The sequence below is a fragment of the Marinobacter sp. X15-166B genome (assembly GCF_001752365.1).
Taxonomy (GTDB): domain Bacteria; phylum Pseudomonadota; class Gammaproteobacteria; order Pseudomonadales; family Oleiphilaceae; genus Marinobacter.
Genome location: NZ_MEIY01000001.1, coordinates 1,189,044 through 1,208,643 on the forward strand (window position 1 = coordinate 1,189,044; position 19,600 = coordinate 1,208,643).

The 19,600-nt window shown below is 55.4% G+C and carries 20 protein-coding genes and 1 riboswitch; of the genes, 3 read left to right on the forward strand and 17 right to left on the reverse strand.

Going from position 1 to position 19,600, the window contains the following annotated elements; translation table 11 throughout:
- Positions 1-136: 136 nt before the first annotated feature.
- From BG841_RS05645 to BG841_RS16425, 12 genes are all read right to left on the reverse strand, one after another.
- A complete protein-coding gene (locus BG841_RS05645) occupies positions 137-436 on the reverse strand; it encodes a helix-turn-helix domain-containing protein (protein ID WP_070056763.1) in 300 nt (99 codons plus the stop codon).
- Positions 437-1,174: 738 nt separating this feature from the next.
- Complete coding sequence (locus BG841_RS05655) at positions 1,175-1,555, reverse strand: DUF1428 domain-containing protein (RefSeq protein ID WP_070056764.1); 381 nt, start codon at positions 1,553-1,555, stop codon at positions 1,175-1,177.
- A gap of 230 nt (positions 1,556-1,785) precedes the next feature.
- Positions 1,786-3,357 (reverse strand): IS1182 family transposase, encoded by a 1,572-nt coding sequence (locus BG841_RS05660; RefSeq protein ID WP_070056765.1) that lies wholly within the window; start codon positions 3,355-3,357, stop codon positions 1,786-1,788.
- Positions 3,358-3,495: 138 nt separating this feature from the next.
- Positions 3,496-3,843 (reverse strand): hypothetical protein, encoded by a 348-nt coding sequence (locus BG841_RS16820; RefSeq protein ID WP_141737063.1) that lies wholly within the window; start codon positions 3,841-3,843, stop codon positions 3,496-3,498.
- Positions 3,844-3,970: 127 nt separating this feature from the next.
- Complete coding sequence (locus tag BG841_RS05665) at positions 3,971-4,540, reverse strand: hypothetical protein (RefSeq protein ID WP_070056766.1); 570 nt, start codon at positions 4,538-4,540, stop codon at positions 3,971-3,973.
- A gap of 640 nt (positions 4,541-5,180) precedes the next feature.
- Positions 5,181-5,525 carry a hypothetical protein gene (locus tag BG841_RS05670; protein WP_070056767.1) on the reverse strand — a complete coding sequence of 115 codons (345 nt, stop codon included), beginning with the start codon at positions 5,523-5,525 and terminating at the stop codon, positions 5,181-5,183.
- Between the two features lie 106 nt (positions 5,526-5,631).
- Positions 5,632-6,387, reverse strand: coding sequence for a hypothetical protein (locus tag BG841_RS16830; protein ID WP_141737064.1), 756 nt, complete (start codon positions 6,385-6,387; stop codon positions 5,632-5,634).
- Between the two features lies 1 nt (position 6,388).
- Positions 6,389-6,865: a hypothetical protein gene (locus BG841_RS05680; protein WP_070056769.1), complete on the reverse strand. Its 477-nt coding sequence runs from the start codon at positions 6,863-6,865 to the stop codon at positions 6,389-6,391.
- A gap of 133 nt (positions 6,866-6,998) precedes the next feature.
- Positions 6,999-7,370 carry a hypothetical protein gene (locus tag BG841_RS16835; RefSeq protein ID WP_141737065.1) on the reverse strand — a complete coding sequence of 124 codons (372 nt, stop codon included), beginning with the start codon at positions 7,368-7,370 and terminating at the stop codon, positions 6,999-7,001.
- Positions 7,371-7,392: 22 nt separating this feature from the next.
- Positions 7,393-8,133, reverse strand: coding sequence for a hypothetical protein (locus BG841_RS05685; protein WP_070056770.1), 741 nt, complete (start codon positions 8,131-8,133; stop codon positions 7,393-7,395).
- A gap of 159 nt (positions 8,134-8,292) precedes the next feature.
- On the reverse strand, positions 8,293-9,063 hold the full coding sequence (locus tag BG841_RS05690; protein WP_141737066.1) for a DUF5677 domain-containing protein: 771 nt from the start codon (positions 9,061-9,063) through the stop codon (positions 8,293-8,295).
- Between the two features lie 85 nt (positions 9,064-9,148).
- Positions 9,149-9,613, reverse strand: coding sequence for a YpsA SLOG family protein (locus BG841_RS16425; RefSeq protein WP_074454290.1), 465 nt, complete (start codon positions 9,611-9,613; stop codon positions 9,149-9,151).
- Positions 9,614-9,842: 229 nt separating this feature from the next.
- On the opposite strand from BG841_RS16425, the gene BG841_RS05695 reads away from it, so the two are divergent.
- Both BG841_RS05695 and BG841_RS05700 read left to right on the forward strand, forming a co-directional pair.
- A complete protein-coding gene (locus BG841_RS05695) occupies positions 9,843-10,808 on the forward strand; it encodes an integron integrase (RefSeq protein ID WP_070056772.1) in 966 nt (321 codons plus the stop codon).
- A gap of 371 nt (positions 10,809-11,179) precedes the next feature.
- Positions 11,180-11,443 carry a hypothetical protein gene (locus BG841_RS05700; protein WP_070056773.1) on the forward strand — a complete coding sequence of 88 codons (264 nt, stop codon included), beginning with the start codon at positions 11,180-11,182 and terminating at the stop codon, positions 11,441-11,443.
- Positions 11,444-11,699: 256 nt separating this feature from the next.
- Here the strand turns inward: BG841_RS05700 and BG841_RS05705 are convergent, their stop codons facing one another.
- From BG841_RS05705 to BG841_RS05720, 4 genes are all read right to left on the reverse strand, one after another.
- Positions 11,700-12,149, reverse strand: coding sequence for a cupin domain-containing protein (locus BG841_RS05705; RefSeq protein ID WP_070056774.1), 450 nt, complete (start codon positions 12,147-12,149; stop codon positions 11,700-11,702).
- A 181-nt stretch (positions 12,150-12,330) separates the two neighbouring features.
- Positions 12,331-13,332 (reverse strand): 2-hydroxyacid dehydrogenase, encoded by a 1,002-nt coding sequence (locus BG841_RS05710; RefSeq protein ID WP_070056775.1) that lies wholly within the window; start codon positions 13,330-13,332, stop codon positions 12,331-12,333.
- 110 nt (positions 13,333-13,442) lie between these two features.
- The gene (locus BG841_RS05715; protein WP_070056776.1) at positions 13,443-14,501 is read right to left on the reverse strand and encodes a ribonucleotide-diphosphate reductase subunit beta; all 1,059 of its coding nucleotides are present in this window, start codon (positions 14,499-14,501) and stop codon (positions 13,443-13,445) included.
- A gap of 203 nt (positions 14,502-14,704) precedes the next feature.
- Positions 14,705-17,476, reverse strand: coding sequence for a ribonucleoside-diphosphate reductase subunit alpha (locus BG841_RS05720; RefSeq protein ID WP_070056777.1), 2,772 nt, complete (start codon positions 17,474-17,476; stop codon positions 14,705-14,707).
- 168 nt (positions 17,477-17,644) lie between these two features.
- A riboswitch (cobalamin riboswitch) is annotated at positions 17,645-17,865 on the reverse strand.
- A 128-nt stretch (positions 17,866-17,993) separates the two neighbouring features.
- On the opposite strand from BG841_RS05720, the gene BG841_RS05725 reads away from it, so the two are divergent.
- Positions 17,994-18,725, forward strand: a complete 732-nt coding sequence (locus tag BG841_RS05725; protein WP_070056778.1) for a DUF3047 domain-containing protein — start codon at positions 17,994-17,996, stop codon at positions 18,723-18,725.
- 14 nt (positions 18,726-18,739) lie between these two features.
- Here the strand turns inward: BG841_RS05725 and BG841_RS05730 are convergent, their stop codons facing one another.
- Entirely contained in the window at positions 18,740-19,591 is an 852-nt protein-coding gene (locus tag BG841_RS05730) for a universal stress protein (RefSeq protein WP_083260188.1), read from the reverse strand.
- Between the last annotated feature and the right edge of the window lie 9 nt (positions 19,592-19,600).

A 19,600-nucleotide genomic window follows, 5' to 3' on the forward strand; every position in this document is an offset into this window, starting at 1 on the left:
GTGCCGGAAGGTTTCCCTCCGCAACCAAGGAGAATGGAGGAGAATACGGTGGCGTATTGGCGCACGTGCGCTCTGACGTCAGTGGTAATGGGCGGCAACGGAGCGCAGCGTAGTTGGCTTCCCGTTGACCACCTTGTTAACCCCTGAGTTCAAGATCTTCCCGAATCACCTCCGGATGGCGGAGAGCAATCTCGATGAGCGCCTTTGCCGGCCCGGAAGGTTTACGTCGCCCCTGCTCCCATTCCTGTAGAGTGCGCGGAGAAATATGGAGTGCCTCTGCAAACTCTCGCTGCGAGAGGCCAGTTTTGCCACGCGCCTCTGCGACCTCGTTTGGTTTCACACGACTGACCCGTGCGGCTTTGCCCGCTTTCATTTCTTTGACAGATTGGAGCAGCTTGTTACCAAGTCCTTCAGCACTCAGAGTCTCATTACTCATTTTCCAATACCTCACGAATTGACTTCAGGGTATGCGCGGGTATGTTCTCCTTAACGGCTTTCTTGTAGAACGCCAACAACCAGATCTCGCCATTTGCCAATCTGGTGAAGTGGATGACTCTCACTCCACCACGCTTCCCTGAACCCGCTACCGATCATCGAACCTTTCTACATCCACCGCTTCCCGGAATGGGATCGCCGATTTCTGGGTTGGCTGCCAACCAAGCGAAGAACGCATTCCGCTCTTCCTCGCTCCAGATTTTTCTGGCATCTGTTTCGAATGTAGGGGTTTCAATCATAGTAAACATGACCACCAATATACGTCATTGACGGACTGTTGCAAGGTGACGGGTGAAAGGGTTAAACGCCAAAATTCAGCGGCGGCATTTTTGCAGCGAAGCGGAGAAGAGGCCGTCCGGTACAGGCCCTTCAGGGCCGGAACAGACTGGAATGAATGGTTATGTAGGCGAGCCACCCGCGACTTTTTTTAAGTGACTCGCCAAAACTACATTTACTTGCCTTTTGATGGGCCGTTACCCCGTCCGCCACCTGATGGATTGCCTGTGGTGCTAGGCCAATTTCCCCCCGGCCCTGGATGACTGGATGGGCCTCGTCCACCGCTTTTTGAACCGCTACCACCTTTAGCCATAGCTGTCTCCTTTGGGCGTCTATTGTTCCCAAACCTCATTCTAGTCGCCGCATTTCACAAAGCCACATAACGCCGCAACTATACAGCGCTCTAATTAGATGATTGAACGAGCGACCGGAACCCTCCATACATCATCCGTTTAGCGTCAAAAATCGGCCTCGATGTATTAGTCAGTGGGTTGATCAAATCCACCATCCTTGGATCAGCTGCGACTCTCTCATTTGCAAGATCGCGCGCCTCACGAGATTCAAATACGATCCACCCAAAGATGATGGCTTCATCTTTTTTTGCGTTTGCGACATCAGCAAAAGATCGGGTGCCCTCCAAGCTAAAATCGTCACCAACATATTCTGAGTAATCGAGTGCGCCATGTTCCTTCCAAATCTCCGCAACCTTTGCAATAACTTCTTCATATGTCTTTAGATGGTCGCGAGGCACGGGAAGTACGAATCCGTCGATATAGTGTGTCATGTTACCATCCAATCTTGTTACTGAAGTTTATGTTAAGCCGTATAACGAGCCTGTAGAAAAACCCTTCATAGAGCCAGATCCACAGCCGCTTTGTTATTTTTCATCACTCGCGATCAACTGGCGCAAGTTTGTTAATTTTTCGGCAACACCGGCCCGTTATGGATATTCAGCCTCACAAATCGCTCATTTTGCGCCCTGAGGACCATTCCTGGCTGCATCATAGCCCAGCCTCATGCCGCTAACTGCCCGTAGTTCGCCAGTTTCTCAATGTTGTGCACCAGGCAATACAATTGCCACTGACCCTGCACCTTCTTTTTGCCTCGCACGCTAAAGCGATTCAGGCCTTTGTTGGTGCCGATGTTGCCGAACACGGGTTCCACCACCGACATGCGATGACTGTAGACTTCTTTGCCGTGCTGGCTGTCCACCCTGCGTTTCATCCAGTCGGTAAAGGTCGGGCCTCGCCTAATGTCCAAGGTATAAGAGACCTGTCTTCCTTTGCCTTTTCGGTGATCCGCTGAGCTGGGGTTTTGCATACATTGGTGCTTCTTGGGGCAAGGGCGACACTGCAGCAATCGCCCTTGGAAGTGGGCTCTTGGTACGCCACTTTGGTCGTTCCGAGTTCCTTCGTAATGCAAGGGTTCTCCAGCGGGGCAGATGCAGGTCATCGCGACGGGGTCGAACTGAAATTCACTGGCCGGGATTACCTGTTTCCAGCCGGTCTTCGGCTGGTTCTGGTGCCGTTTTCCGTACTTGTCTTTCTGCTGCGCGAACTTCGGGTCCCGGCTTCGGAACTTGTTGTCCGGCACATAACCGTTGATCCCTCGTTCGTGTAGATACTGCATATTGGCTTCGTTGGCGAAGCCGGTATCGGCGGTGACAATGGCGCCGGTTTGATAGATGTTGTCGGCGATGCCCAGCTTTTTATAGCGCTGCTGAACTGCCTCCAACACCGGCTTTAAGGTGTGGTGTTCTTGCCCTTCGCCGAAGGCCTGGGCATCGATGATGATTTGGTGTTTTTTGTCCACCGTGGTTACGCCGTTATAGCCCTGGATCGTACCCTTGCTGGTGGTCATTTTGGCACTTTCGTTATCGGTGATGTTGCTCTTCACTTCCTTGCGCCGTTTCCCTTGGCCCATCCTTGGGCTGCTCGTCTTTAGGAAGCGGTCTACTTTGTTCATCGCTTCATCCAGTGACAGGATGGTTTTGGCGCGGCGGATATCCCGGTCCAGTTCCGCTTCGGTTTCAGCCTCATCCCGTTCGTGGTGTTCACGCAGATGATGACGAATCAGGCGTTTCAACTTGTCCCGCTTTTCACCCAGCTCTTTAAAGGTGCCCGACCATTCTTTGGCGGCGTTGGAAGACATTTTGCAGCCGTCGATGGCGAACAGCTCGTTGCCCAGCAGACCTTGTTCGTGGCACACCAGCAACACCTGTTCAAACAGCGCCTCGATCTCATCGGCGTGCTGGCTGACGAACTTGGCCAGGGTGGTGAAGTGCGGGACGGTATCGCAAGACAGGGCTTTGAAGATGATGTTGGTCTCGCAGCACCACTGGATCTCGCGGCTGGAGGTGATGCCTTTGGAGTAGGCGAACAGAATGATCTTCAAAAGAATGGCGGGATCGTAGGCCGTGCGGCCGGTGTCGTCGTTGCGGTACTTGGGGTGAAAAACCGACAGATCCAGCTTGTGTTCAATCAGGTAATGAACGGCGTGTTCGAAGGTGCCGGGCTGGAGCTGTTCCTGGTAGTTGATCACGACCATCGCATCCTGGTCGTAGTTGTAGTGCTTGAAGCGGGGCATGCCGACGGCTCCTTGTCAGTTTGCTCAATGCTACCAAAACCCGTCTGGTTTGGGGTTTTTCTACAGCCTCAACGCAGAGCACAGCGGCGGCCCGTCAGGGACGTCCGGCGGCCATCGGCCGCGTACTGGTGCGTATTGTTATAAGTTTTTTGTATCAACACGATTACCGCAATGGATGCACATGACTGAACCGCTGAACCAGTTTGCGACGACCGATGCCCAATTTCCGCTTGAACCTGAATGTGGCTGCTTAGAAGTTTGAATCGTGAGGCACCGTTCGCAATGTGGGCAGCGGACGAAAAATGCTAAAACAAAATGCACTAAGACAAAGGCGAAAAAACCATAAAACAGCCGGATCAAAGTGCTGCCACTTCCACCCTCAGTGGCCAGTGTATAAACAAAATAAAAACCGCCAATCAATAGCATCGCCCAAGCGCAATAGACGCTGATGGCATTCAGGTTTCCGATACTGAAAATTCTAGGCATGCTCTCAATCCTGGTGACTTATAACGCCCGCCATCACCGGTGACAAAACCGCAGCGAAGCGGAGGGTTTGGCATCCGGTGCATGGCCTGGTTAGAAGTGTTTAGATCCTCCCGAGTGACGCGATTACTCATGGAGCACGAACTCCTTCGTGACATATCCGGAGCCAATCCCCAGCTACGCGGATTGTGAAATCAGTTGAGTTACCATTCAGCTCTTCAATCTTCGATGGAGTGATAGGCACCGTCTTCGCTAATCTTTTTTTGTTGCTTAAGCGCTCAACAAGGCTTTGAGAATAATATTCGCGGAGAGTCCATTGGTTTTTACCATCGATCTGGATTTCTTCCCATGTAAACAAGCCCTTGGATGCGGGACATGTGGTGCAAGCCTCGATGAATGTGGATGCGACGGTTACAGCCTCTTTGCCCACGAACTTGTATTGCGGGATTGATCTTGGATTCTGTTGAAAGAAGTTTTGAATGGCTTTAACTGTGTCACGTTCAATGCTGGCATGGCGCTTCGCATCCGACAGTCTTGAAAAGCTCGAAACTGCCATGAGAAATTGCGCCCACACCGTCTCTCCGAACTTTTTCTTGGCGGTTTGGGTAGCTTCAGAAAAATCTTTGCCCGAGAGCAGGAAAATATACCCATTCACGTGGAGCGCCCAAAAATCATCAAATCTAGAGATCCCTTCTTTCATCTTCCCTCCACTTCAAAGGCCAGCTCAGACATTGGCGCCAATACTTCTAACGCCTCAATAACCGGCGCAGCTATGCTGCGTCCGGCGCCGGAGGCGCGAAGTTGATTGACTTGTTAAATGCTATTGTTCCCATGCCCCATTAACAGCGCTCGCGATATCTGAAAATATAGTTCCACTCATTGGGGGGCAGTTCTCAGAATATCCCGAGCCATTTACGTTTAATATTGTTTCATTCGTAGCAACATCTACAAGATCTGTACTTATATAGCCAAATCGGTAGCCGCCTCCAAAGCATCTATTTGCCCAGTCATAGGGAGCGTACCCATCTATGACCAAGACATAACGAGTTTCAGCCTCATTGAATGTCTCTACTCGATTGCTTGCAGTTTGTTCTGAGACCCTTGTACGAGAACTCCAGCGTAAAACCTTAAAGCCTTTCTGCTTGAGTTTGTTTTGTATTTCTATTACCCAAGGGGCGCTCGGCGCATCAAGTGCAATCATCTTTGGGCCTACAACCGGGGCGTCTGAAATATGAACAACCCTGCCACTACTAGCACAACCACTAATAGCGATTATGCCCAATATGATTATTAACGTTCTCAACATCAGATTTGTATCGCCCTTAGCATTTAACGTTTATTTAGGTCATCGTGTACACAAGAATAGCCAGGCCAATATTTACAAAAACCGTGATCGCGGCCAGAAGGTAGTTCAACCCTGCTATCTGAAGCATGCCTGACACCAACACGCCACCAAGCGAGGCCATCACAAAGTAAAAACCCTCAAGAAAGCCATTTCCGTAATCGGAGCCGACGAAATAAGCGGCGGGTAGAATACAGAACCAGCCCCCCAAAGCACCTAGCGCAGATAACGTGCCCATTACAGGATTCGCAAATCTAGTGCCGGCAAACCTCATTGCCTGTTTTTGAACAAGAGCATTCGTACCGGCAAAGTAACCCATGATCAATGCTATGAGGTACAGCACACTTCTCCTCCTCTCAGGTTGGTTTTGGTTTAGAAATTAACGCTCGCATTTGCGGCTGGTTTGGAGCGCAGCGGAAAACCAGTCCGACAAAATGCGCTTGTTACGTTCATGCATGAGACTCAACAATACTTGCTACGTTGTTGCTACCAGCAGGCAGAAGAGTAATCTTTTGCTCTGAGTTGTCAAAGTGAATGAGTTTTTCTTTATGGAGTGCTTTTAAGATTCTTATGTAATGGGTCTTGTTAGTTGATTCTGTCCACTCCATTAACTCTTGGATAGTTACATCTTCGTCGGTTGATGATGCCAGCAACAAAATTTGATCTTTCAAGTTCATTGTTGGTGAAAGAACCTTTTTGAAGCCTTTACTATCCCACACAAGTGGCGTATTCCTTTGAGCCAAAGCATCAACTGCTAACTGAGCATCTTCTAAGCTACCCGTATTAAATACCCTGACGAGTTCAGACATAATCCAGTTAACCATCGTAAGCACCAGGGTCGCATCTACGTTATTGGCATCTATTTCACTCACGACATGACCAACACCTCGATTATTTCTTATTTCATACAATGCTGGGAGCATTCTAGGGATCAATATTTGAAAACTTCTCGGCAGAGAGCTTTCGCTTTCCAGTTGTCTACATGCAATAACCATATTTCTTGGTTTAGAAGGTGATGATGGGTAATTCCCATCAACATGCCCCTTTATTATTGAATAAACAATTTCACAGATTTTACCCCCGCTTAACTCAGCAGGTTCCCAACGGTGTTCCATGTAATTTTGTGTTAGCTTTTTGTACTCACTAACCAAAGGCGTACGAAGACCAGTTGGTAGCGAGCCCAGTAATTTTTCTAGCTCAGCCATACTAGTTGATTCCTAACGAGCGTTTCCCTTCCTCAGTGACGTAGAACTGATTGCCTTCTTTTTCACAGTACCCCTTCTTAACATTCTGATTAAGGCATTCAGAAGCATTGCGAAGGCGCTTTTGATTAGCATTACTCAATGCGGAAGTAACGTCTTTTGTTTGTAAGCGTTTTTGACCTTTCGCTTCTATCCAGATAGCAGTGGCAAGAAATTTAGTATTTTGTACCGTATCCGCGTTATTCGAACGTAGCCACGAAGGCAATGTCTGTGAAGCTATCTCAGTGTGATCAGAAAGGTCCGCTGGCTGATGGGAAGCTTCGTTTACTTGAGGTTGTTGTGGAACCTTGGATGGCGCAAGAGCAACAAGGTCTTCAGCCTTGTCCATGATTTTATCTAATTGCTCTGAAAGCCAATTTTGATCGCCTTCCCCGGAGAAAATGATTTCTCCTATCTTTATTTCAATTTTCGCTTCACTCATTATTATTTCCTTTTTTGGAGTGTTTGAGAACGTAACGCTTTTGTTCAGCGGTGCCCTTGTAGCGCAGCGAAAAGGGCATCCGGTGGAGGGCCTCATGGCCCGGAACGAACTGCAACAACTGGTTAGGCATTACTCAATTTCCAGCACCGCACGGGGCGACAGGCAGTTGGCCTGCTAAAGTTCGCTGCCAATCGGTAGCAACTTCCTTGGAACTGAATGTCCCGTGTAAATCCCCGCTAGGAATTGGCACCCAGATTCTCGACCTCGAAAACTCACGATCACCGACAACAATGCGGACCGTTTTGCCGATATTTGCTTCCGTGAGAACTCCCAAACTTTTGGTACCAATTCCTGTCAATTTGACGAACACCGGCCAGCCATGATCTGTCTGCTCCCCAACTACAGATTTCTCCACGTAGGCCGAGCAAAGATAAAACGCCTGCTCAGTTTCAGCCGATGCAGCGGCAGGAAAAGTCAGTAAAAGAACAGCGATCCAACTCATCATGACCAGTGCCTAACGATAAAGCTCAGCCGCGCGGCTTTGCCGCGTCGGCTGAAGCGCCTTGTTGGGCGTCACCCCGAGAGCGCGTCAGCGCGTAGCCGAACCAGATCATCCACACGCTCATGAGCACTGAGGATGCCACCCAAAGGAGGTTTCCGAAATCCATGCCGAACCACCGTCCCAGCGCCCAGCCGGCGAAGGACGCAACGCCAGCGCCTGTAGCAACCCAGGCGGACCATGCTGGAACGGCGCGTTCGGAACATTGAGCCTCGTTTCCGGCGATTGCGGCAACCGCCAAGGCAAAGAAGGCGATTCCAGCGGCCTTGCCTTCGGCGAAGGCCCACCACGTCACGAACATCTCCGTGTTCCCGGCCACCGCCGCATCGGTCACGACCGTCGCTTCCGCCACGGCTGTCGTCATGGTCCAAATGGCGCTCAAAATCAACACCGCCCATGCGGTCAAGGTCGACGCACTTACAGTTAGGCGTGATCCGGAGGTCAGCGCAATAAGTCCGGCCGTTGCAAACAGGGATAAGGATGCAGCCGAAATCCAGTGGATCGCGGCCCATGCTAATGCACGACCCGCAATATCTTTCATTTGTTCGCCGTGGTCATGGGCGAGCGGGCCATGGACAATTAGCGCTGCAAGTAACAAAAGGGAAGCGACGGCGAACCAGGCCCCCGCGGTTCGAACTGCTGTACTTGAATTTGACATATAATTTCCTTTGCTATCGGTGCTATCCTCGTTCGTAAGGTTCAACTTCACGTTAGATCGTTCCTTCGGGTGCCCGTGAGTCCATCATCACTGTGCTCCAGATCGACTAGTGTTCGACCTCTACGGTGCCGCCCAACGCCTGCCATAAACGGCGCCCTGACAAGGGCGTCCGGCGACCGCAGGGAGCAAGTTTGATGGCATTGTTAGGCCTCACGTCTCCTCCATTGGCCAGGCTTGTCTGAGTTTACTGGACTCTTCCATGTACTGATTGATTTCCGCGAACTTTCCCGTGCCGAAAAACTCATGAACCCTACCTGATGATCCGATGAGCACGGTTATCACAAGATCAAGGAGATGAACTTCGTTCTTTTCACCCAATTCCTCAAAGAGGACTATCTTGTAACCATCACCTTCAGTCCTCATGTGCCGATCTTCGAGTGCACTGATGTCGTTGTGGGAGAACCCGCTCAGGTATGAGTAAACGGACACGTACTCAGAGCTTTGATTGGCCTTGTCAAAGCGCTCGCCCACATTTAGTGGCGGGAATCCTTTACGTTTTAGGTCAGCGAGCTCTTTGCGCTTCTGGCCTAAACACTTTCTGATCTCATCGATTCCGCCAGCTGCGGATAAAAACGGCACGTCTTTAGTATTGTGAGCTCGCTGGACGATCCCGATCATTCGTTGAATGTAATTTGCGCACAAGTGATTATGGTAGTCTGCGTCCTTGAGAGTATTGATGAGGTCCACGTTAGCTTCAATCATTGCTCTGACAAGGTGCGGAACCGCAATAAACTGCCCCTTTTGAACAATCAGAAGTACAGAAGGGCAAAGCTCAACTACCGAGCAGTACAGCGATACCCCCAAGACGTGTTGGGGATTATTAGAATCGAAATTGATGGCCCCCATAGCGTTGAATACGCCTTCATACGCACGGCCAAGTAGTGCTTCCGATTGTCGCCTAATTTCGTACCAATCGCTCATAAGTGTTGCCTAACGCCGCCAGCATGCGCGACTTTGTAGTGGAGGCGAAGCCGCAACGAAAATGGCGTCGCCGTGCCTGGCCTGGTTATGTTGATCGCTGTATCAGCTGGCCGATCGCCTGCTTCACATAGCGGTATATTGCAGGGCAACTGCTTGATCTAGGGCCTGCAACATTCAATACACTTACGTTAAATTCTTGGACAAACCCGCTAAGAACTTCTTCTGCACGCGATGATTCAACCAGCGCAATATCAATAAGCTTGTAGGGTTTGCCTTGCCGAATGCAAAAGAGAACGGTTGCTTCCGTTCCCCCATGAAGATACGACTCGTAAAAAATAGCCGTGCCGTCTGAATCGATAACATTTTGCTTCGTTCGCTGGCGATAACCACCGCCGATTTCAGTCAAAGTGTATGTGTCATTGATTGGCCCATCTTCAGCCATACGCCCTACAGGGCAGCTTCCTCCAATTGGAAAGCCCGACTCAAGAGCCGCATCTAGCGCCGCCCGGTCAGCACCAGTTTGTCCACCACTTATGACCTTTGAGAGCACGACCTACCCCGATCAACATAACAGCTTATTAGAGCGCGTTCCGCGATATTGCGAAAAAGCCGATTCTCTAAAACTCCGAATTTAGGCTTCTCCACGCCATTTTATTTTTGCAATTTAACAACAGGTTAGCCCAACCTTTAGGGCAACACCACGTAATCGCTTGACTTCGGCATTTTCCCCGACCAATACTACTGTATAAACATACAGACCAAAGATCGAGGGGGCCAACATGGACGGCAACCAACCTCAACCGCGGCTAAGGGATCAGCTCCGCGCGGTGATTCGCGTCAATCGTTACAGCATCCGTACTGAAAAGTCCTATTGGTACTGGACCCGCTACTTCATTCGGTTTCATAAAATGAAGCACCCGCGTGATATGGGGCCGCAGGAAGTGAACGAGTTCCTTACGTGGCTTGCTGTTCATCGCAATGTCGCCGCAGCCACTCAGGCCCAGGCACTGAATGCGTTAGTGTTTCTTTATGCCAAGGTGTTAGGCATCCCGCTGGGTGAAATTGGTGAAGTTACTCGTGCGAAAAAGCCCCGGCGGCTTCCGGTTGTGCTATCTCATGAGGAGGCCATGTCCCTCATAACAAAACTGTCACCGCCTTATCAGCTCATTGCATCATTGATGTACGGCTCCGGCTTGCGGGTTACAGAAGCCTGCCGGCTGCGTATCAAGGATCTCGATTTTAACCAGCAGGTAATCGCCGTGCGTGATGGCAAGGGCGCAAAGGATCGAACCACGCTAATGCCAGGCCCGCTGCTTTTACAGCTTCAAGTTCATGTGAACAATATTCGTAAAAGCTGGAAGGAAAGGGATACGGCATTCCAGGCACCGGTCAGCCTGCCGTTTGCACTGGCGCGAAAATACCCCAATGCCAATACCTCACTCGAATGGCAATGGCTGTTTCCTTCCCACGGCCTCTGTGTTGACGATTCAGGCAACGCTGTTCGCCACCATGTTCATATCTCGTCAGTACAAAAGGCGGTGAAAACCGCCGTAGCCGCCTCCAATATTGGTAAACCTGCCAGCTGCCATACACTTCGGCATACCTTCGCTACAGAGTTGTTGCGTCGCGGCAACGACATCCGCACGGTGCAGGAACTGCTCGGCCACGCCGATCTGCGTACCACCCGAATCTACACCCACGTATTGGGGCAGGGCTTTGCCGGGGTGCACAGCCCGCTGGGTTAGTCCGGCACGCCACTGGCGCCTGCCGGGAAGCGCACCGGCTTGGTGCGGATGCTGAGGCTACCAACCGTGTCGGCCAGCCGGTCACCCCAGCCCTGCTGGCTTTTGTCGACGACTACCCGGATAAACCCAAGACAGAGAGGATGAAATCAGCTCAACCAACACCATGCGTGAACTTTGGTAACACCTTTCGTATTTCGCGACCTTTCCTTAAAACGTAATAATTGATTGATATACAAGAAATACCCGACGCTTCGGTTTTTCCCTACAGGTAAATCGCTGCCCGGGTTTCATTCGCAGAGCCTTAGTGATACTTTAAGTAACACTTAAAAGCTGCATTTGATTTGCTACTTCACGAACGCGTTAAGGAAAATATGACTTACGGAAGACTTTTCTCTATTGACTACGAAACCCCCGAGAAAGCGGCCTCTATGGCGGCCCGGATCAACGCCAGCGACAGCACCGGTCAGATTATTGCGTACAACAACGGCCGCACACTGAAACTTGTTCCAGCGAGTGCTTTGCTGACTGATTTAATCGCATGGTTCAGCAGAGCTGCTTCGGGCATTGCCCGTTGGTTTGCCAAGCCCGAGAGCGAAGACGAGACCCCGCACAGCGCCCAGAGTTTGACAGGCTGACTAGCCGGCCCTCGTCCGCCTTCAACGGGGCTGCGCGACAAACCCCGGATCGCCGCCAGGTTTATTCGCGAGCCCTGCCCCCCCCGAGGCGCCTGAATGCCCGGGATCAACCCGCTGAATCGTTCTTTGTTCAAGGTCAGCTCATTGCCCCCACCGTCCGGTTGCGGCTGTATCGCATGAGCAGGTGAGCCCTGCGGAACAACCTCGACCTGGGGCTCAAAACACCCTTGTCTTTTCCCCTGGCGATAAGCCCCTGCTATTCAACGTCTGTGCTTTCAATGGGCATGGCGTCCACGGGCTCGACAAAGCCAATATACAACACGCAATCGTCGCCCTTGTGGCAATAGGCTGAATGGGGCAGTTTGGCTGGGCCATAGGCAAACTCGCCCTCTTTTATCGTCGCCTTCTCGTGATTGTCGTATTGCACATCCAGAGTTCCAGACACCAATACCATGCGTTCCTGGGAGGTGTGGAAGTGATGCGGTATCTCGAAATCACCAGGCACTTTAAAGAAAATGTCTGCGTTTTGGTCGGCCGGGTCGCCTTGCAAAACGGCAATTGCGCAGCCGCTTGGTATGAAATCAGGACAGGGCCCCCATTGCAGGGCTTCATCCTTATGGGAAATGATCAATGCTTTGTCTTGCGCATTGACGTACCCACACATTGCAAAAAGAATAACCATGAGAACCAGCGTCGTGTTTTTCATTGTGTGATACCTATCTCGTCAGTTGGGTTGTGCATTGAGCGCGTACAACCACCAAACACAGGATTCAGGCCATACAGTTCGAATTCTCATGAATGAAAACCACGCGCCACCTGATCATTTTATATACAGAGTCGCCAGTTTGCCCAATTCCCACCGATTACTTTCCGGGGATGCCTTCGGCTCACGCAGACGCGCTGACCTGATTGGCACACTGCCCAGTGGTTTCCAGCTCATTCAGATTGCCCAGCGTGGTCAGGGCGATGTTTTCCATGGCGTTGCGGGTGAAGAACGCCTGGTGGCCGGTGATCACCACGTTGGGGAAGGTCAGCAGGCGCGCGAACACGTCGTCCTGGATCACCTGGTTGGACAGGTCTTCAAAAAACAGGTCGCCCTCCTCTTCGTACACATCCAACCCAAGGTAACCAATGTGGCCGGCCTTCAGGCTCTGGATGATGGCGCTGGTGTCCAGGATGGCGCCCCGGCTGGTGTTGATCACCATGACCCCCGCTTTCATGCTGGCCACCGCGCCGGCGTCGATCAGATGGTGGGTTTGTGGGGTTAACGGGCAATGCAGGGTGATGATGTCGGCGCTGCGGAGCAGCGTCTCCCGACTGACGTACTCGGCTCCCAGCTTGCGGGCCTCGGGATTCGGTACCGGGTCGTTACACAACACCCGGCAAGCAAAGCCGCGCATGATCCGCACCACTTCCATACCGATGCGGCCGGTGCCGATAATGCCGACGGTCTGGCCCCGCAGATCGAAGCCAAGCAAACCCTCCAGGGAGAAATTACCGTCGCGGATGCGGTGGTAGGCGCGATGTATCTGGCGGTTGAGCGTCAGCATCAGCGCGACGGTGTGTTCGGCCACCGCGTAAGGCGAGTAGGCGGGCACCCGCACCACGTCGATCCCCAGCTTCTGTGCGGCGGGCAAATCCACGTTGTTGAAGCCGGCGCAGCGTAACGCCACCACCCGGGTGCCACCGGCGGCCAACCGGGCCAGTACGCCGGCGCTGGCCTCGTCGTTCACAAACACGCACACCGCCTCAAAGCCTTGGGCGAGGGTGGCGGTGGCGGCGCTCAAGCGGGGTTCGTAAAACTCCAGCTGGTGCGGGCGCTCCCCGGTGTTGGCCAGAGTGAGAAAGCGTTGGTCGTAAGGCTTGGTGCTGAACACGGCCACTTTCATGGTGGTTCACCTGCGGCTACCCAGGGCCGGCGTCACTGGCGGCCCTGGGTGAGGAGTGGGTGCGGGCGCTTGGCCCTCCCCTACAGTGTAGTTCAGCGGTCAGTGAGTGGTTACCATTCCAGTTGCGTCCCGGTCTGGTATTCGATCACCCGGCTCTCAAAGAAGTTCTTTTCTTTGCGCATGGTGGCCTGCTCGTCCAGCCAGGGGGACACGTTTTTGGCGCCGGGGAACGGCTCTGCCAGGCCCACGGTGCGGGCGCGACGGTTGGCGACGAAGCGGAACTGTTCGACGTGGTATTCGGCGGAATAGCCGAGAATGGGGTCGCGCAGAATGTAGTTGGCGTAGTCGCGCTCGGCGGCTTCGGATTCGTCCCACATGTCGCGCACCGCTTGGGGGTCGAAACTGATGTTTTCTTCTTCGAGGATCTGGTTGACCACTTTCAGGCCGAACGCGAAGTGCATGGCTTCGTCCCGCAGGATGTACTGCAACTGTTCGCCGGTGCCGCGCATCAGGCCACGGCGTTGCAGGGCAAACACGGGGCTGAAGCCGTTGTAGAACCAGCAGCCTTCGAACACCGCCGCAAAAAACAGGTACGACATGATGAATTCCTGCAGATCGTCCGGGTTGCGCAGGTTCATGTCCGGGCGCATGGCGGCGTCCAGACGGCGGTTGGCCACCTGGATTTTGGTGTTGATCTCCGGCACCACCCGGTAGCGGTTGTAGATTTCGCTCTGGTCCAGGTTAAGGGTTTCGATGCAGTGCTGGTAGGTCCAGGTGTGCAGGGCTTCCTCGTACACCTGGCGGGCCTGGTAGATCTGCAATTCGGGGGCGCTCATCTTTTCCATCACCGCCAGACCGATGTTGCGCATGGCGATGATGTCGGAGGTGGTCAGGTAGGCGATGACGTTTTCATAGACGTGCTTCTCCGCCGGGGTCAGGCGGTGGTGGTAGTCGTGCACGTCCTGGGTCATGTTGACGTCCAGCGGGGTCCAGTGGTTCTTGTTGGCGTTCATGAAGAACTCCCACGCCCAGGGGTACTTGAACGGCGCCAGCTGGTTGATGTCGGTGTCGCCGTTGATGACGCGCTTGTCATCAACATTGACCGGGCGCGGGCCATCGGAGTTGGTGGGGGCGGCGGATGTTGCGGGGTTGTCGTCCCAATCGAGCATGGGGTACTCCTATAGATTCGTTGAGGTGGGGACAGACTTGAGCCTGTTCCCGAAAGGGGCAAAGATTCCCCCTCTCCCTGGCCCTCTCCCACCTGGGGAGAGGGAATTTACAGTGCAATCCTCTCCCGCGAGGGGAGAGGGAATTAACAGTGCGGTCCTCTTCCACAGGGGAAGAGGGGATGTTGGCCGCCAGGTTTGTGCTTTTACTGACAGGCTTCGCAGTCGGGTTCGTCGATGCTGCACACTTGCGGTTGCGGGGCGGCGACCGGGGCGGCTTGGGCGTTCACGCCGGTAGCGCCCAGGGAGCGCAGGTAGTAGGTGGTTTTCAGGCCCCGCTCCCACGCCAACTGGTACAGGGCGTCGAGTTTTTTACCGGACGGTTCGGCCATGTACAGGTTGAGGCTCTGGGCCTGGTCGAGCCATTTCTGCCGGCGGGCGGCGGCTTCCACCAGCCAGCGGGCGTCGATCTCGAAGGCGGTGGCGTAGCGGGCCTTGAGTTCGTCCGGAATGCGGTCGATCTGCTGTACCGAGCCGTCGTAGTACTTCAGGTCGTTGACCATGACGTTGTCCCACAGGCCTGCGGTTTTCAGCTCGGCGACCAGCGCCGGGTTAACCACGGTGAACTCCCCCGACAGGTTCGATTTCACAAACAGGTTCTGGTAGGTGGGCTCGATGGATTGCGACACGCCGACGATGTTGGAGATGGTCGCCGTCGGGGCAATGGCCATGACGTTGGAGTTGCGCATGCCGTGTTGGGCCACCAGCTCCCGTACCGGGGTCCAGTCCAGCCGGGCGTCGGTGTTGAGGGTGAGGTCGCCGTCCAGGCGAGCGTCCTGCAGCAGGTTGATGGAATCAATGGGCAGGATGCCCCGGTGCCACAGGGAGTCCTCGTAGCTGGGGTACACCCCCCGCTCGGCCGCCAGTTGGGCGGAGGCGCGGATGGCAAAGTAGCTGATCTGCTCCATGGTCTGGTCGGCAAACTCCACCGCCTCGGGGCTGGCGTAGGCCAGTTTGAGTTTGTAGAGCGCGTCCTGAAAGCCCATCAACCCCAGACCCACCGGGCGGTGGCGCAGATTGGACTCCCGGGCCTGGGGCACCGCGTAGAAGTTGATGTCGATGACGTTGTCGAGCATGCGCACGGCGGTGTTGACGGTGGTTTCCAGCTGGTTGATGTCCAGCTCGCCGTTGTGGATGTGCGCCGCCAGGTTGACGGAGCCCAGGTTGCACACCGCGATTTCGTCCGCGCTGGTGTTCAGGGTGATTTCGGTGCACAGGTTGGAGGAATGCACCACGCCCTGATGCTGCTGCGGGGAGCGCAGGTTGCAGGGGTCTTTAAAGGTGATCCACGGGTGGCCGGTCTCAAACAGCACGGTGAGCATTTTGCGCCACAGCTGTTTCGCCGGGATGGTTTTGAACAGCTCGATCTCGCCCCGCGCGGCCATGGCCTCGTAGTGCTGATAGCGCTCACGGAAGGCGTTGCCGTACAGGTCGTGCAGATCGGGCACGTCGTTGGGGGAGAACAGGGTCCAGTGCTGGTCGTTGCGCAGGCGCTCCATGAGCAGATCCGGCACCCAGTTGGCGGTATTCATATCGTGGGTGCGGCGGCGCTCGTCACCGGTGTTTTTGCGCAGTTCCAGAAAGTCCTCAATGTCCAGGTGCCAGCTTTCCAGATAGGCGCACACCGCACCCTTGCGCTTGCCGCCCTGGTTGACCGCCACGGCGGTGTCGTTGACCACTTTCAGAAACGGTACCACCCCCTGGCTCTGACCGTTGGTGCCCTTGATGTGGGCGCCCAACGCCCGCACCGGGGTCCAGTCGTTACCCAGACCACCCGCCCACTTGGACAGCAGGGCGTTGTCTTTGATGGCGCTGTAGATGTCACCGAGATCATCACCGACGGTAGTCAGGTAGCAGGACGACAGCTGGGAATGACGGGTGCCGCTGTTGAACAGGGTAGGCGTGGAGGCCATGTAATCAAACGACGACAACAGCTGGTAAAACTCGATGGCGCGGCCGTTGGGGTCGTCTTCGCGCAGCGCCAGGCCCATGGCCACGCGCATAAAAAACACTTGCGGCAGCTCCAGCCGCTGGCCTTGCCAGTGCTGGAAGTACCGGTCGTACAGGGTTTGCAGGCCGAGGAAGCCGAACAGGTGGTCGCGCTCCGGTTGCAGCGCAGCACCCAGGCGGTCGAGGTCAAACGCCGCCAATGCGGGGTCGAGCAATTCGTAACGGATACCGGCTTCAATGCAGGCTTTCAGGGCCTGTGGGTACACCTGTGCCAGCGACTGTTCCATGGGCAGTTCGAGGATGGCGCCGGTTTCCAGATGCAATTGTGCCAGCAACAGGCGGGCGGTGACCGCGCTGTAGTCGGGCTCTTGCTCGATGCGGCTGCGGGCGGTCATCACCAGCGCTGAGAGCACGTCCTGTTCGGGGATGCCGTTGTACAGACCGCGCAGGGTTTCTTCGACCACCGAGGCGGCATCCACGCCCGACAGGCCGTGACAGGCCTGCTCGACCTGAGTTTTCATCAGGCCCACGTCCAGCGGCGCGGTGCTGCCGTCGAAGCGGGTAATGGTGAGGCTGGGGTGGGCTTCCAAAGGCTGCTGTTGGGCACGCTGCTGGCTGCGGGCTTCCCGGTAGAGCACGTAAGCCCGGGCCACCTGCTGCTCTTCGGCGCGCATCAGCGCCAGTTCCACCTGATCCTGAATGTCTTCGATGTGGACTTTGCCGCCGGCCCGCAGACGGCGGCTGATGGCGTGGACCACCTGCCGGGTTACCCGCTCCACACTGTCGTGAATACGGGCGGAGCCAATGACGTCGTCGCCCTCCACGGCCAGAAACGCCTTGGTGACCGCCACGCTGATTTTGCCGGGGTCGAAACTGACGAGGTTGCCGTTGCGTTTGATAACCTGAAGGGAGCGGGTGTTGGCCGGTTGGCCGCTGGGTGCTGGCCGGGTCGCCGTGGCGGTGGTCATAATGATCTCCTGAGTACGCGTTAATGCAGGTATTCGCGTGGGGAGGAGATCGGGGGTGCAAATGCAGGTACGCCGAGGGCACATACGACGGGACAGGCTGAAGCCAGTCCCCTGAGTGCGCAGCGCATCTGCTACCACTGAATCCGAATCTGCTCACCTGTGTCGCGAAGGTGCAGTTGTGTTCCCGGCGGGTGTTCGGACTCAGGGGCGTGGCAAATGCCGGCCTTGCATGACGACTTCCCAACCGGCCAAAGCGGCCGCTGTCAGTGTCTGGTGCCTGGGCACCGTGTCATGCTTGTTCCCCAATACCGCTGCGCGTCAGTTCCGGATTCTAACCGGATTTCCAGACCAGACAGGGTGGTGCGTTGATCACGTCTTGACCACAATATCTGGTAGATCGCCGAGGATGGAGACACTATATACACTGTGCGTTGCGGTAGCAAGACGGTTCCTGCCGGTGACCGTTGCTGCGCTATACTGGTGAACCGACACCGCCCGTCGACCCTGGAGACTGCCCATGCCCTGGATCATCGCCTCTGTTACCGCGTGGTTGCTGGTGCTGCTGCCGTCACTGGTGCCGGCACAGCCGGTACTGCCCTCCCCCAAACCCTTCTCGGTGATGGCCAGCCCGGACGACGGCTGGGAACCGCTGGTGTTCCCCGGCATTGACCAGCACAGCAACTACCGGCTGGTGACCGACGCCGGGGTGCAGGTGATGGAGGCGCAGACCCGTGGCGGCGCCTCCGGGCTGATCGCCCGGCTCAACCTGCTACCAGACGATCAATTGCAATTACGCTGGCGCTGGAAGGTGTCGGGGGTGTACCGCCAGGGCGACGCCCGCCGCAAAGCCGGCGACGACTACCCGGCGCGCATCTACGTGGCGTTCGCGTTTGAGCCGGACCGGGCGGGGTGGTTTGACAAGTTCAAGCGCAACACCGTGCGGGTGCTGTTCGGGGAGGAATTGCCGGGCAAGGCGCTGAATTACATCTGGGCCAACAAGTTGCCACCCGGTGAATTCATCGCCAATCCGTACACCGATCAAACGGTGATGGTGGCGGTGAATTCCGGTGACGCCCGGGCCAACCAGTGGGTGACCGTAACCCGCAACCTCGCGGCCGACTACCGCCGCGCCTTTGGCGGCGAGCCGCCCGCCATAGTCGGCATTGGCATCATGTCGGATGCGGACAACACCGGCGAGGCCGCCACCGCCTGGTACGGCGACATCGTGCTGCTGCACCCGCACCGCTGAGGTTGGAGCGGCCGCTAACGCAGGATGATCAGCGGGGTGGTGGCGGTTTTGAGCATGTTGGTGGTGGTGCTGCCCACCAGAAACTGGCGAATGCGGGAATGGCCATAAGCGCCCATGATCAGCAGGTCGATATGGTGCTCGGCCTGATATTGGTGCAGAGCGGTTTCCACCTCCCCTTCGCGAATGGCCACGTGGAGCTCACACCCCAATGGAGCCAGCACACTGCGGGCGCTCTCAAGCTGTTGCTGGCGCTCCGCCGAGTCCTCACCCACCATCACCAGATGCAACGGCAGGCCCTCAAGCAGCGGGCTGGCGGCCAGCACCTGCACGCCTTTGAGCGCGGTGTCGCTGCCATCGAACGCCAGCATGGCGCTGCGGGGTGCCGTGAACTCGTCCGGGACCACCATCACCGGCCGGGTTACGCTGCGAATCACGGTTTCCAGCTGGCTGCCCACCTGCAGTTTGCCGTCGTTGCTGCTTTCGCCGTGCAGGCCGATCACCAGCAAGCGGGTGTCGGCTTCGATGGCCAGCAGGGACTCGCTCAGGCTGCCGTGGCGCTGGCGCTGATGCACCTGCCTCACCCCCGCTTCCCGTACCCGCTGTTCGGCGGCCTGCAGCAGATGCTGGCCGTGCTCGAGCGCCAGTTTGCCGCGCTGCTCGTCCAGCGAGGCCAGTTCTTCGAGCAGGTGTTCGCGGCTGCCCAGACCAATGTTGCCCGCCAGATCGGTGGGAGCCGGGTAACGCTCCTGATCGGTGACGTGAAACAACATCAGCGGTGCCGCCAGGCGCAAACTCGCCCAGGCGGCGTAATCACACACCGAAACGGCCGCTCGGGAGCGGTCAATGCATCCTACAACGTGTGACATAACTACCCC

Bases quoted from the DNA above. Each gene is read 5' to 3' on its own strand.
- BG841_RS05645 (WP_070056763.1), bottom strand. From the start codon at position 436: ATGAGTAATGAGACTCTGAGTGCTGAAGGACTTGGTAACAAGCTGCTC.
- BG841_RS05655 (WP_070056764.1), bottom strand. From the start codon at position 1,555: ATGACACACTATATCGACGGATTCGTACTTCCCGTGCCTCGCGACCAT.
- BG841_RS05660 (WP_070056765.1), bottom strand. From the start codon at position 3,357: ATGCCCCGCTTCAAGCACTACAACTACGACCAGGATGCGATGGTCGTG.
- BG841_RS16820 (WP_141737063.1), bottom strand. From the start codon at position 3,843: ATGCCTAGAATTTTCAGTATCGGAAACCTGAATGCCATCAGCGTCTAT.
- BG841_RS05665 (WP_070056766.1), bottom strand. From the start codon at position 4,540: ATGAAAGAAGGGATCTCTAGATTTGATGATTTTTGGGCGCTCCACGTG.
- BG841_RS16830 (WP_141737064.1), bottom strand. From the start codon at position 6,387: ATGGCTGAGCTAGAAAAATTACTGGGCTCGCTACCAACTGGTCTTCGT.
- BG841_RS05680 (WP_070056769.1), bottom strand. From the start codon at position 6,865: ATGAGTGAAGCGAAAATTGAAATAAAGATAGGAGAAATCATTTTCTCC.
- BG841_RS16835 (WP_141737065.1), bottom strand. From the start codon at position 7,370: ATGATGAGTTGGATCGCTGTTCTTTTACTGACTTTTCCTGCCGCTGCA.
- BG841_RS05690 (WP_141737066.1), bottom strand. From the start codon at position 9,063: ATGAGCGATTGGTACGAAATTAGGCGACAATCGGAAGCACTACTTGGC.
- BG841_RS05695 (WP_070056772.1), top strand. From the start codon at position 9,843: ATGGACGGCAACCAACCTCAACCGCGGCTAAGGGATCAGCTCCGCGCG.
- BG841_RS05700 (WP_070056773.1), top strand. From the start codon at position 11,180: ATGACTTACGGAAGACTTTTCTCTATTGACTACGAAACCCCCGAGAAA.
- BG841_RS05705 (WP_070056774.1), bottom strand. From the start codon at position 12,149: ATGAAAAACACGACGCTGGTTCTCATGGTTATTCTTTTTGCAATGTGT.
- BG841_RS05710 (WP_070056775.1), bottom strand. From the start codon at position 13,332: ATGAAAGTGGCCGTGTTCAGCACCAAGCCTTACGACCAACGCTTTCTC.
- BG841_RS05715 (WP_070056776.1), bottom strand. From the start codon at position 14,501: ATGCTCGATTGGGACGACAACCCCGCAACATCCGCCGCCCCCACCAAC.
- BG841_RS05720 (WP_070056777.1), bottom strand. From the start codon at position 17,476: ATGACCACCGCCACGGCGACCCGGCCAGCACCCAGCGGCCAACCGGCC.
- BG841_RS05725 (WP_070056778.1), top strand. From the start codon at position 17,994: ATGCCCTGGATCATCGCCTCTGTTACCGCGTGGTTGCTGGTGCTGCTG.
- BG841_RS05730 (WP_083260188.1), bottom strand. From the start codon at position 19,591: ATGTCACACGTTGTAGGATGCATTGACCGCTCCCGAGCGGCCGTTTCG.